Origin of the sequence: Streptomyces sp. NPDC048734, assembly GCF_043198675.1 — a bacterium.
Classification (GTDB): Bacteria; Actinomycetota; Actinomycetes; order Streptomycetales; family Streptomycetaceae; genus Streptomyces.
Genome location: NZ_JBICUZ010000006.1, coordinates 292,225 through 303,676 on the forward strand (window position 1 = coordinate 292,225; position 11,452 = coordinate 303,676).

Annotated in this window: 9 protein-coding genes; 1 reads left to right on the plus strand and 8 read right to left on the minus strand. The window is 75.3% G+C overall.

Annotated features, from left to right (window positions below):
- Positions 1-105: 105 nt before the first annotated feature.
- Both ACGFQC_RS18575 and ACGFQC_RS18580 read right to left on the minus strand, forming a co-directional pair.
- The gene (locus ACGFQC_RS18575; protein WP_363090497.1) at positions 106-579 is read right to left on the minus strand and encodes a hemerythrin domain-containing protein; all 474 of its coding nucleotides are present in this window, start codon (positions 577-579) and stop codon (positions 106-108) included.
- A gap of 225 nt (positions 580-804) precedes the next feature.
- The gene (locus tag ACGFQC_RS18580) at positions 805-2,088 is read right to left on the minus strand and encodes an MFS transporter (protein ID WP_393288421.1); all 1,284 of its coding nucleotides are present in this window, start codon (positions 2,086-2,088) and stop codon (positions 805-807) included.
- Positions 2,089-2,401: 313 nt separating this feature from the next.
- Between ACGFQC_RS18580 and ACGFQC_RS18585 the strand changes: the two genes are divergently transcribed.
- A complete protein-coding gene (locus ACGFQC_RS18585) occupies positions 2,402-2,824 on the plus strand; it encodes a pyridoxamine 5'-phosphate oxidase family protein (protein WP_363090496.1) in 423 nt (140 codons plus the stop codon).
- Between the two features lie 158 nt (positions 2,825-2,982).
- Here the strand turns inward: ACGFQC_RS18585 and ACGFQC_RS18590 are convergent, their stop codons facing one another.
- The 6 genes from ACGFQC_RS18590 to ACGFQC_RS18615 form a co-directional block, all read right to left on the minus strand.
- Complete coding sequence (locus tag ACGFQC_RS18590) at positions 2,983-3,951, minus strand: Acg family FMN-binding oxidoreductase (protein ID WP_363090495.1); 969 nt, start codon at positions 3,949-3,951, stop codon at positions 2,983-2,985.
- 154 nt (positions 3,952-4,105) lie between these two features.
- Positions 4,106-4,552, minus strand: coding sequence for a hypothetical protein (locus tag ACGFQC_RS18595; protein ID WP_363090494.1), 447 nt, complete (start codon positions 4,550-4,552; stop codon positions 4,106-4,108).
- On the minus strand, positions 4,552-7,185 hold the full coding sequence (locus ACGFQC_RS18600) for a multicopper oxidase domain-containing protein (RefSeq protein WP_363090493.1): 2,634 nt from the start codon (positions 7,183-7,185) through the stop codon (positions 4,552-4,554). Before ACGFQC_RS18600 ends, ACGFQC_RS18595 begins: the two co-directional genes overlap by 1 nt.
- The gene (locus ACGFQC_RS18605; RefSeq protein WP_363090492.1) at positions 7,182-8,633 is read right to left on the minus strand and encodes a TIGR04053 family radical SAM/SPASM domain-containing protein; all 1,452 of its coding nucleotides are present in this window, start codon (positions 8,631-8,633) and stop codon (positions 7,182-7,184) included. The genes ACGFQC_RS18600 and ACGFQC_RS18605 overlap by 4 nt, the downstream gene beginning before the upstream one ends.
- Positions 8,634-9,421: 788 nt before the next feature.
- Positions 9,422-9,922 (minus strand): hypothetical protein, encoded by a 501-nt coding sequence (locus ACGFQC_RS18610; RefSeq protein ID WP_363090491.1) that lies wholly within the window; start codon positions 9,920-9,922, stop codon positions 9,422-9,424.
- A gap of 275 nt (positions 9,923-10,197) precedes the next feature.
- Complete coding sequence (locus tag ACGFQC_RS18615) at positions 10,198-11,070, minus strand: DUF2249 domain-containing protein (RefSeq protein ID WP_363092945.1); 873 nt, start codon at positions 11,068-11,070, stop codon at positions 10,198-10,200.
- Positions 11,071-11,452 lie beyond the last annotated feature (382 nt).

Sequence of the window (11,452 nt, forward strand, 5' to 3'; positions counted from 1 at the left end):
GTGCGGTCGCGGCCGGGCCGGCGAAGCCCTGTGCCCCGCTCGGAACGAGCGGGGCACAGGGCTTCGGGGAGTCGTCACCGTGCCGGGGCCGGCGTGCGGGACCCGTCAGGCGGCCGGCCGGGACAGGGTGCTGCCCGCCCTGGTCCGGGCGGCCTCGACCGCCTCCCACTCCTCGGTGCTCAGGTTGGCGAGCGCGGCCGGGAAGACACCATCCTGTTCCTTGAGGATGTGGTCGCGCAGCACGGCCATGGCGTCCATCAGCCGGTCCGGCCAGTCCGGGTCCGAGGGCGCGCCGTCGGCGGCCTCGGCCAGAACCGACTCGACACGGCGGTGCTCGGCCTCCAGGGCGGCGATCTGCTCGGGGAAGTCCCCGGCCAGCGCCGGGAACAGACCTCCCTCCTCGACCTGGGTGTGCGGGCCGAGCACCCGCGCGATCTCACGGGCGGTCCGCGCCATCCGGGTCGTCTCACCGCTCCGGTGGGCCGGGCGGAGGTGACTGATCAGTCGCAGGACCTCCTCGTGCTCCTGGGTCAGTTCGTCGATCGTCTCCAGGGCCTGGCAGCCGCAGTACTCGCACATGGGTCTTCTCCGTAGTTCCTCGGCGCGTCGGTTCTTCGGCGCGTCGGTTCTTCGGCGCGTCGGTTCTTCGGCCCGTGGGTCCTGGGGCCCGTGGGTCCTGGGGCCCTCGGTCCTGGGGCCCTCGGTCCTGGGGCCCTCGGTCCTGGGGTCCTCGGTCCTGGGGCCGTCGGTCCTGGGGCCGTCGGTCGTCGGACCGTCGCCTCCGGTACGACGGGCCTCCGGTCCTCAGGCGGTGGTGCCTGCGGGGCGGTGGTCGCGGCGGTGGCCGTTGTTCCGCTTCCGCTCGTCGCCGCCCGCGGCCGCGCGGATCCCGGTGAGGGTGTAGGCGAGCGCCGCGGCGGCCACGACGGCGAGCAGGGCGAGACCGGCGGCGTAGGTGCCGTACGCGCCGTACAGCGAGCCCATCACCAGCGGCGGCAGGAATCCGCCCAGGCCGCCCGCGGCACCGACGACGCCGGTGACGGAGCCGACCTGGTTGGCCGGGGTGAGGAGGGCCACCAGGGCGAAGGTGGCGCCGCTGGCCGCGCCGAGCGCGGCGCCCATGGCCAGGAAGGCGACGGTGCCGACCGGTGCCAGTGGCGGGGTGAACGACTGGGTGACCGCGCCGGCCACCACCACGGCCAGTGAGCCGGCCAGGACCCGGACCGGGCCCATGCGGTCCGACAGCCAGCCGCCGACCGGACGCATCGCCACCGCCAGCAGCACGAACCCGGCCATCCGGTTCGCGGCGTCGGCCTGGGTGAGCCCGTAGCCGGTCTTGAGGTAGGTGGGGAGGTAGACGGAGAAGGCGACATAACCGCCGAACGCGACCGCGTACAGCGCCGACGCCTGCCAGGTGATGGGCAGCCGGGCGGTGGCGGCCAGCCTGCGGGCCAGCGGCTCGGTCGGCACGGTGCGGCCGGGCGCGTCGCGCAGCAGCAGCGCGGCGGCCACCGCGTACACGGCCAGCACCGCTGCGGTGATCAGGAACGGGGTGGACATGCTGTTCGCGTCGACCAGCTTCACCGTGGTCAGGGCGCTGATGGCGGTGCCGCCCATGCCGGCGCCGAAGACGCCGATGGCGAGACCCCGCCGCTCGGGCGGGAACCAGGCGTTGACGAGCGGCACGCCGACGGCGAAGGCGGTGCCGCCGACACCGAGGAAGAGCCCGCCGACCAGGAGGGCCGCGAGGGAGGAGTGACCGGCCAGGCCGAGGTAGAGCACGGGCACGATGGTGGCCGCCGACACGATCGGGAACATGACCCGTCCACCGAACCGGTCGGTCAGGGCACCGACCGGGATACGGCCCAGCGATCCGACCACGACCGGGACCGCCACCAGCAGCGACTGCTCGAAGGACGACAGGTCGAGACTGTCCTTGAACCGCGGGCCGAGGGGGCTGAGCAGCGCCCAGGCCCAGAAGTTCACCGCGAAACCCACGGTGGACAGCGCCAGCATCAGCCACGCCCGGCGGGACACCGGCGCCGGTGATGCCGAGCTGCCGCTCTTCGACTTCGACGGCTGGACCATGTTGTCCATCCCTTCCCTCTCCAAGGTGGTGCTTCGCACCGGGAATCGCGCACGCCCCGCAGGCCTCTTGCCCGGGAAACGGAATCCCGTCACCACTGTCCGCGCCGGGACGCGCCACGGGCATGGGCCAAGGGTCCCTGCCGAAGGACGGACGGTCCTCACCTTCCGGGCCGGCCGTCCCGCACGCCTCCGCCTCACCGGCTTGCCCGCACGGCTCCCGTGAAACAACGGCAGGGCCGGTCGGCCCGGACCCTACGGGGGAAAGGGCCGGTCGGCCCTACCCCCGCACCACGACCACGGGGACGATGGACGGATGTCCCAGAACGATGCCTTTCGCGCACTCGACCGGCAGGAGTGCCTGCGTCTGCTCTCCAGGATCCCGGTCGGCCGCGTGGTCTACACACGGCAGGCACTGCCCGCGGTCCTCCCCATCAACTTCTCCCTGGACACCGACAACTCCGTGCTGCTGCGCACCTCGCCGGACTCCGACCTCGTCCGCGCCATCGACGGCGTCGTGATCGCCTTCGAGGCCGACGAGTTCGACGCGGCGACCCAGTCCGGCTGGAGTGTCGTCGTCACGGGACGGGCCACCGTGGTGACCGACCCCGCCGAGCACGAACGGCTGTCGCAGTCGGGGCCCGTCTCCTGGATGCCCCTGCGCGACGCGGTGTTCGTACGGATCGACTCCGAGATGACCAGCGGACGCGAGCTCAAGGGAACGCGCGCTTCCCTGTGACGGGCGGCCTGCCGGGTTCCCGGACGCGCTGAGCGTGAGGGCCGGGCCGACGGTTGCGTACCGTCGGCCCGGCCCTCTTCCCGCACCCGGTGCGGGAGGCCCCCGGACGAGAGGCGACCGGCCCCGTCCGGCGCCGCGGAGTCAGGGGGGCGGTGGAGTCAGGGGTGCGGCGTGCCCGCGCGGGGGGTGCGGCCGCCCTCGGGGCCGTACCCGAAGCGGATCAGCAGCTGTGGGCAGCAGCGCCGCCTCGGGCCGGCGATCGCGGCCCGCAGGTCCGGCCATTCCATCGCCTGGTGCAGCATCGACGTGCGCAGCCCGTGCCGGGTCGCCGTGAGCAGCACGCGTTCCAGTGCCTGGCCCGCCCGCACCCAGTCCTCCCGCCGGTCCCGGGGCGTCCACAGCAGCGCCACCTGGGCGTGGCGCTCGAACCGCAGGGCGGGCAGCCAGCGGGCGGGCAGCGTCCCGGTGAAGTCCCGCACCGGCATCCGCCCGGAGGCGTCCAGCGGCCCCAGCGCCGTGGCCGGAATGCCGTAGGAGGCGTCCGTTCCCGGAGCGGTGATCCAGCCGCGCGCCTCGGCCACCCGGTCCCGGTGGACGGCGTTGCGCATCTCCGCCGCCTGGGTCAGGCGCAGCAGGCGGCGGGTTCCCAGGATGTCGGGCACCTCCAGGTGCGCGCCCTCGGCGCGGGCGGCGCCGATCATCTCGGTCACGATCGGCTCCGGGACCGGGCGTCCGGTGAACGGCATCCGGCTCGTGTGACGGCGCTCGACCGCGTCGTACAGATCGTGCAGGGGCGGCGGGTCCGCGCGGTGCCCCGCCAGCTGCACCGTGGCCAGCAGGTCGGGGTCGTCCACCGCGGGCAGCAGCCGGACCAGGGGGTCCCAGCCCAGGTGCGCGGCGGCCACCCGGAGGTTGAGGACGGCCGCGCCCACCGACAGGTGCAGGGCGCGCAGATCGGGGTCGGCCATCGGCAGTCGTCGCCGCCGGTCCACCCGGACCTCGATCGAACGGCTCTCGGGGTCCAGGCCGAACCGCCAGGGCTGCGTGTTGTGGATCGAGGGCGCGGCCACCGCCGCGGCCAGCAGGGCCTGAACGGCTGTGGCGTCGACGATTTCCCTGGTCTGCATCACGGCTCCTTCACACGCTTTCCTCTGTACCCCCGAGCCTGCGTCGCCGCGCCCGGCCCGCGGGAGGGTTGACCGGCCCCGTCCTGGGGGCCGTACGTCCTCGGTGTCCGGCGGCGCCCGTGGCCGGCCGTACGGCCCACGCCGTCGCCGCCGGTCAGGTGACGGGCAGGGCCGTGGCGAGCAGGACGACCCCGAGCGAGCCGACGAGGGAGACGACCGCCAGGGCACGGGCCAGGGCGGCGCGGCCCCTGGCGTGGGCGATGCCGTGTCCCGCCGCGGCGAGCATCACCACCGCGAAGAGGGCGAGCTTGGTCGCCAGGGTGCGGCCGTAGCCGGGTTCGGCGAGCGAGGCCCAGGTGACGCCCCGGTGCCAGGCCATGGCCCAGCCCGTGCCCAGTTGCACGGGCAGGAACACGGCCCCGGTCAGGAGGCCGAACCGGCGGCCCGCCGCGGCGGTGAAACGGTCCTTGGCGTCCGGGGCGAGCAGGTGGCGGGCGAGCGGCAGGACCACCAGGGAGAGGGCCAGCTGGCCGCCGACCCACAGGGCGGCGCCGGCCACGTGCGCGAACCGCACCAGGGACCACAGGCCGACGGTGTCCATCAGCCGCTCACCTCCACCATGCCGTGGGCCCCGGCTTCGGCGTGGCGCATGTCGTGGTCGACGAAGGGGTAGTGGCCGGCCTCCGGGAACGTCGTCTCCACGAAGCCGCCCTGCGCGGCCGCCAGGTCCAGTACCTGCGCGCCGCCCGCCCCGCCCGGTTCGAGGAGGTGGGCGCCCTCCTTGTACACGGTGTCGAACACGGTGCCGACGATGTGGAAGGCGATGCCGTCGCTGGGCCCGGCGGCGACCACCCAGAAGCGGGCCCGTTCACCGGCCCGCAGCTTCAGGGGCCGCTGGGCGTACTGGTTCGCCATGCCGTTGAACACCCAGGCGTCCGGCGTGTTCTTCCGCATCTTGGTCACCTGGGCGGTGCTGCCGGGCGTGCCGAGGTACAGCTCGGAGGAGACCAGCACGTATTCGCGGTCCACCTTCGCGAGGTTGGGCGGGTCGATGACGACGGCGCCGTACATGCCGTTGCCCATGTGCTGGAGCATCGGTGCGGTGCTGCAGTGGTACAGCCAGGCCCCGGCGCGCTCGGCGCGGAAGCGGTAGACCAGGCGTTCGCCGGACTCGATCGTGCGCATGGGCCGGTCGGGGGCGAGGGCGCCGGCGTGGAAGTCGATACCGTGCCCCATGCCCGCGTCGTCGTTGACGAGGGTGACCTCGAAGACGTCGCCGACCTTGCCGCGCAGGGTGGGGCCGGGGGCGGTGCCGCCGAAGGTCCACATCTGCTGCCGCACGCCCGGTGCCACTTCGACGGTGGTGTGCGCGGCGTGCAGCTCGACCCGGTGGACGGTCCCGCCGGACGCGGGCGCCAGGGCCGCGTCGCGTGACCGCCAGCCGGCGGAGTAGTCGGCGGAGAGGTCGAGGGTGCCGTCGTCGGGAGCGGCGACCGAGGTGTGTCCCTGGTGGCCGGCGGTGTCCGTCGCCGGGGCGTCCTTCACGACGATGTCCATGGTCATCCCGGCCGCCCGGTGGCCCGGCAGGGTGCACCAGGCCTGGCTGTCGCGGGTGACCGGCCCGAGGTCGAGGACGCGGGTGTCGCCCTTGGCGAGCATCGGGGTGGCGGGACCGTCCTCGACCTTGAGGTCATGGCGCTGGGTGTCGTCGTTGGTGACCTCCAGCCGCAGCGAGGTGCCCGCCGCGACCTCGACGCGGGCCGGCCGGATGCGCATGTCGGCCATGGTGACGGCGACCGTGCGGGTGGCGCCGGCGCCCGCACCCGCCGTCCCGGCGGCGTTCGTCCCGCCGGCCGGGTCTCCTCCGCTGTTGGCCACCAGTACGGCCAGGACGGTGAGTACGGCACCTGCGGCGGTGCCCCACAGTGCCGGGCGCCGTGACCCGCCGCCCGTGTCCGACGGCAGTCCCTTGCCGCCTCGGACGAGCACCGGCACGGCCAGGGCGAGGAACGCGCCTGCGGACAGTGCCGCCAGCAGCAGGCCCGCCGTCGGCGCCGGGCCGGGCAGCGGGAGAGCCGCCAGCGCGACACCGGTGTTGAGCGCCGCCGCCCTCGGCAGCCAGCCCCGCTCGAGCAGCGCCCGGACGGCCGCACGGTCCCGCGGCCCCGTGCTGAGGACGACGGGCAGCAGATAGGTGAGCGCGCCGATCAGGACCTGGGCGACGAAGCCGACGAGCAGGACGGGGAGCAGGGCGTCGATCGCGGTCTGCGCCGCGGCGAGCGGCGCGGTGGCCAGCCGGGCGAGGTCCACCGTCACCGCGACCGCCAGCCAGCAGGTGGCGGCGGCGAGCGTCCAGGCCGCCGCTGCGGAGACGGGCCGGCTGTGGCGCGCGGTACGGGCGAGCAGGTGGGCGGCGAGGGCCACTCCCGCCAGGTAGAGGGCGAGGCCCGCCACGGCCGGCCAGCGCCGGCCGAAAGCCAGGGCGGTGACCGCCGTCGCCAGCCCGCCGCCGGCGAGCCACAGCACCTGTCGGGACACCTTCGTGGTGCGGCCCTTCATCCGTACTCCGAGCACGGTGGGCCACAGCATGAACAGCGTGCCGAGGACGGGCAGCCCGATCCAGCCGAGCAGCGTGACGTGCAGGTGCGCCAGGCGCAGCCCGGCGTACCGGTCGGGCCCGCCGGCCCCGCCGCCGGCCAGCAGCGCGCCGAGGACGGTGCCCGCGATCAGGGCGGCCGTGGCCGCCCGGTAGTAGGAGACGATCGGCTTGAGCCGTCCGCCGAGGGCGCCCCGGCCGAGACGGACCAGCATGACCAGGTGCGCGGTGGCGGCGGCGACCAGTGCCACGGCGGCGACGGCGGTCAGCAGCGGCCGGGCGGCCCACACGCCGAGGAGCAGCCCGGCCACGGCGAGGTTGGCCGTGGCCAGCCGGGCGGTGCTCCGGCGCTCGTCGGGGATCCTCGCGTGCAGCAGGGCGACGGCGAAGTGCTCGCTCCAGACCAGGACGGCGGTGGTGACGGCGCCGAGCAGGAACATGTGCACGGCCAGCCAGCGGGCCACCGGCAGCGACTCCTGCGCCGCGACCGCCGCCAGGGCCAGGCCCAGCCATGCCACGACCAGGGCGTGGGCGCGCAGGTGGCGGGCCTTCACCCCGGACTCCCGGAACCGGCTCGGGTACCTGCCCGCTCCGCTCACGTCACCGGTCGGGGGCGGTCCACCGACGACGGCGGTCATGCCGCTCCCCCGTGCCCGGTCGTGCCCGTACCTGAACTCATGCCCGTACCTGAACTCATGCCCGTACCCGTACCCGCACCCGTACCCGAATCCATGCCCGTACCCGCGCCCGTACTCGTGCCCGTACTCGTGCCGCCGTCCCGCCCCGGCGCGGCGGCGCTCACGCGTCGGCGGGGCCGCCCACCCTCCGGGGCGGTGCCGGCCAGCAGCGCGGCCAGTTCCCGGCGGCGGGGGAAGGAACCGGGGACATAGCCGCACCACGGCTCCTCGGCGTACGGGTCGCCGGTGACGCCGTAGGCCCGGGACCGCGAGCCACCGCAGACCCGGCGGAACTCGCAGGCGCCGCACCGGCCGCCCAGCCGGTCGGCGTCCCGCAGACCGGTGAACAGCTCCGAGGTGCGGTAGATCTCCGTCAGCGGTGTCTCGCGGACGCTTCCGGCGCCCAGCGGCAGGAATCCGCTGGGGTGCACGGTGCCGGTGTGGGACACGAACACGAAGCCGCGGCCCGCGTTGACGTCGAGCGGCGGGCGGCGTGTCCGGCGCGCTCCGGTGTCCAGGCCCAGTTCGGCGGCCCGGTCGCGCAGCTCCCGGTACAGCGGGCCGAGTCCGAGCACCGCCACGTGGTCGTCGCCGGCGGCGGCCAGGACCTGGCGTTGCAGGGCGACGCGGCGGAAGTGGTGGGCCTCGGTGGTCTTGGCCGGCACGGTCAGACCCACGTCGTGAACGAAGTTGAGGACGTCCTCCACCTCGCCCGGAGTGAGCGCGCCGAGGCTGCGGCCACGGCCGGTGGGGACCAGGAAGAAGGCGCTCCACAGCATCGCGCCGTGCTCGGCGACGAGGCGGACGACGTCGGGCAGGTCGTGCAGGTTGTGCCGGGCGACCGTGGTGTTGATCTGCACCTTCATGCCGAGGGCGCGAGCGGTGTCCCAGGCGTCCAGGGTCCAGCGGAACACCCCGGGCACCCCGCGGAAGGTGTCGTGGACCTCCGCGGTGGAGCCGTCCAGGCTCAGGGAGAGGCCGACCGCACCGGCCGCGTGCAGGTCCCGCAGCCGCTCCGCGGTGAGCGTCGGGGTACCGGACGGGGACACCGCGACCCGGACGCCGATCTCGCGGCCGTGAGCGACGAGTTCGTTCAGGTCCGGGCGCTGGAAGGGGTCGCCGCCGGTGATCACGAACAGCGGGGCGGGCTGCCCGAAGGCGGCCACCTGGCCCAGCAGGTCCTTGGCGGCGGCGGTGTCCAGTTCGCGCGGATCGCGGTCGGGCACGGCCTCGGCACGGCAGTGCAGGCAGGCGAGCGGGCAGGCCCGGGTGGACTCCCAGATGACGATGAAGGGCCGCTCCCCCGCGTCGTGGCGCTGGCGGCGGATGGCACGGGCGGCGTCCGCACGGGCGACGCCGGACTGGGCGGTGTCTGCATGAGTGGCGCCGGACTGGGCGGTGTCGGTCATCGTACGGCCCTGCCCAGCGCCCTGAGGCTGTGTCCGGCCGCCCTGGAGTCAGGGCAGACGAGGCGGGCGGCCGGACGGTGACCGGGCCGGACCGTGCGCGGCACCCACCGCGGGTGGCATCGATGGGCTCGGCCTCGAGGGCGGTCGACGTGGTCGTGCACGGTGTACCTCCGGATCGGTCGCCGTCAGCATCCACCGGCGGCAGTGGTCGGCGCGGCGGCCGATGGTCTTCTCCCCCAGGGCCGACGGTCCCTCTCCGGCAGGCGTGAACAGGGCCGAACGGGCCGTCGGGGCGGAGGCGGGCGGGGCGGAGGCGGGCGGGGCGGCGGCGGGCGGGGCGGCGGCGGGCGCTGGGGACGCTGCGGCGAAGACCGCGCGCCTTCTCCGGGAGGGGGCGACGAAAGCGGCGCACCTTGTCCGCGGGCGACGACGAAAGCGGTGCGTCGTGTCCTGCCGCCTCCGGAACGACGACGGACGACAGCGCTGCCGAGGGAAGGCACACCTCCGCACCCCGCCCACGGAACAACGGCCGCGGCAACCCGCCGCAGCCACCGTGCCCGGCAGCACGCCAAGGGGGCACGCCAAGGGGGCACGCCAAGGGGGCACGCCAAGGGGGCACGCCAAGGGGGCACGCCAAGGGGGCACGCCAAGGGGGCACGCCAAGGGCGTACCGCCCGGGCGTGCCGCCCGGGCGTGCCGCCCGGGCGTGCCGCCCGGGCGTGCCGCCCGGGCGTGCCCCCTCCGGGGACGGGATCCGCGGTCCTCTCGTGCGTGCCGGCGTCGCGGGTTCAGGCGTGGTGCGAGGAGCGGGACGTCAGGGCGTCCGCAGTGGCCACCAGTGCGACGCCCAGGCCGGTCAGTGCGGTGCCCAGGCCGGTGACCAGGGTGGTGAGGTGCCATGCCTGGTACGCGGACATCAGGGAGGCGCGCAGGGTCTGGCCCATGAACGCGGTCTGGCGCAGCTCGGCGAGCTTCTCGTCGTCGCCCGCGGCGTGCAGTTCGGCGCTGAGTTCGGCGTAGGTGCGGCCGCCGGTGGCGTGGGCGAGGTTGCCCTTGATGAACTCGGCGTACGCGTGCGCGTCGGGGCCGGTTTCCACCGGGCGGCCGGCATGGGCGGCGAGTTCGGCGGGCAGGCCGCGGTCCGGGAAGGTGATCTTCTGGGCGGCCAGTTCGTCGCGTATCTCCTTCCTGCCGCTACGGCCGCGCCACAGCATGACCGGTCCGGCGACTGCCAGGGCTGTCCCGACGGTCCCGAGCAGGATGCCGGCCCGGCGTGGTGATCCGTCCATGACGTGTCGTCCCTCTTTCCTCGTGTTTCCTCGTGTTCCGGCGGGTACGGAGCTGTCCCGCCGTCGGCGGCGGGGGCGGCCGGGCGCCCCCCCCGGGCCGGGGGGGGGGGGGGGGGGGCCCCCGGGGGGGGCCCCCCCCCCCCCGCCCCGGGGGCCCCCCCCCCCGACACCACCCCCCCGGTTGTCCCCGCGGCGCCGGGGGGCCCGGGCGGGGCCCCGCGGGGGGGGGCGCCCCCGGGGGGCCCCCCCCCCGGGGCGGGGGGGGGGGGGGCGGCTCAGCAGTGGCTGAGCCGCAGCCGCCAGGCCTCGGGGCCGCTCTCCAGGTACTCCACCGAGAAGACTCCCGGGCTGCGCTGCTCGATCTGGGCGAGCAGGGGCAGCGGGTCGTGCGGGGCGACCAGGATCACCGCGGTGCCCGCCGGGACGGCGTCGAGCGCGCCGAAGACCGCCGCGTGCCGCAGCGAGTGCGGAACCTCCCGCACGTCCAGTTCGGGCTCGGCCGCCTCCTGTGCACCGCCGCAGCCGCAGACCCCGCCGCAGCCGCCGGTCCCGCCGGTCCCGTCGGTCCGTTGTCCTCGCATGTCGTGTCCTTCCTCGTCGTTCTCGTCGTTCTCGTCGTTCTCGTCGTCCTGCGCCTGTGGGGCACCGCTGTCGACCGCCGTACCGTTCGCGAGCCGGTGGTGCATGTCCGCGAGCAGCGACGCCAGGGAGACGTCGGGCGTCATGGCGAGCAGGGGGAGCACCAGGCCGTTCTCCTTGGCCACGTGCTCCTCGAACAGCACCTGCAGGGCCCGGGCGTCGGCCGCCGCGCCGGCCGGGCCGGGTGCGGAGCGCAGGGCGTCGACGAGCCCGGTGAGACAGCGGTGTTCGCCGACGAGGCTCTCGATGAGCAGGCGGGCCTCGGGCATGCGGTGGGCCGCGGGGTAGAGCGCGGCCTCCTCGACGGCGGCGTGCGGCAGCAGCGAGCGGTCGCAGAAGGCCACGAGGCCGGTGTGGATCCGCTCGGCGGCGGCCGGGTCCCGGTCCACGGCGGTCAGCAGCATCGTCACCCGCCCGGCCAGCTCACCGGCCAGGCGGGCGTGGTGGGCCTCGGCCCCTTCGAGGGCCGCGGCGTCCTCGGGGGCCGAGGCGAGGGTGAGCATGCTCATCGGGTGTCTCCAGCAGGTCACGGTCGGCTCGGCCGGCCGGTGGCGGGTGGGGCGTTCGGTAGCGGGTGGGGCGTTCGGTAACGGGTGGGGCGTTCGGTAACAGGTGAATGGGTGGATCGTCCGGTGGCTGGTGGCTGGTGGCTGGGTGGGTCGCCCGGCGGTGGGGGTGGCTGGTTGGGTCGCCCGGTGGCGGGTGCGCGGGCCGTTCGCGGCCTGCGGTGCGGAAGCCGGGGGCGTACAGGGCTCCGGGGAGCGTGCGGTGCCGCCGGGCGTACAGGTCGTACGCGTCCGTACGGCGGTCCTTCGTGCCGTCCGAGGGCTCCGGGCCGTGCGGCCCGTTCGTGGCCGTGCGGGACACGCGGCGCCCTCCCGGCTGTCGGCG

What these genes read in the sequence shown, in the direction of transcription:
- ACGFQC_RS18575 (WP_363090497.1), bottom strand. Translation starts at nt 579, where the DNA reads ATGTGCGAGTACTGCGGCTGCCAGGCCCTGGAGACGATCGACGAACTG.
- ACGFQC_RS18580 (WP_393288421.1), bottom strand. Translation starts at nt 2,088, where the DNA reads ATGGTCCAGCCGTCGAAGTCGAAGAGCGGCAGCTCGGCATCACCGGCG.
- ACGFQC_RS18585 (WP_363090496.1), top strand. Translation starts at nt 2,402, where the DNA reads ATGTCCCAGAACGATGCCTTTCGCGCACTCGACCGGCAGGAGTGCCTG.
- ACGFQC_RS18590 (WP_363090495.1), bottom strand. Translation starts at nt 3,951, where the DNA reads ATGCAGACCAGGGAAATCGTCGACGCCACAGCCGTTCAGGCCCTGCTG.
- ACGFQC_RS18595 (WP_363090494.1), bottom strand. Translation starts at nt 4,552, where the DNA reads ATGGACACCGTCGGCCTGTGGTCCCTGGTGCGGTTCGCGCACGTGGCC.
- ACGFQC_RS18600 (WP_363090493.1), bottom strand. Translation starts at nt 7,185, where the DNA reads ATGACCGCCGTCGTCGGTGGACCGCCCCCGACCGGTGACGTGAGCGGA.
- ACGFQC_RS18605 (WP_363090492.1), bottom strand. Translation starts at nt 8,633, where the DNA reads ATGACCGACACCGCCCAGTCCGGCGCCACTCATGCAGACACCGCCCAG.
- ACGFQC_RS18610 (WP_363090491.1), bottom strand. Translation starts at nt 9,922, where the DNA reads ATGGACGGATCACCACGCCGGGCCGGCATCCTGCTCGGGACCGTCGGG.
- ACGFQC_RS18615 (WP_363092945.1), bottom strand. Translation starts at nt 11,070, where the DNA reads ATGAGCATGCTCACCCTCGCCTCGGCCCCCGAGGACGCCGCGGCCCTC.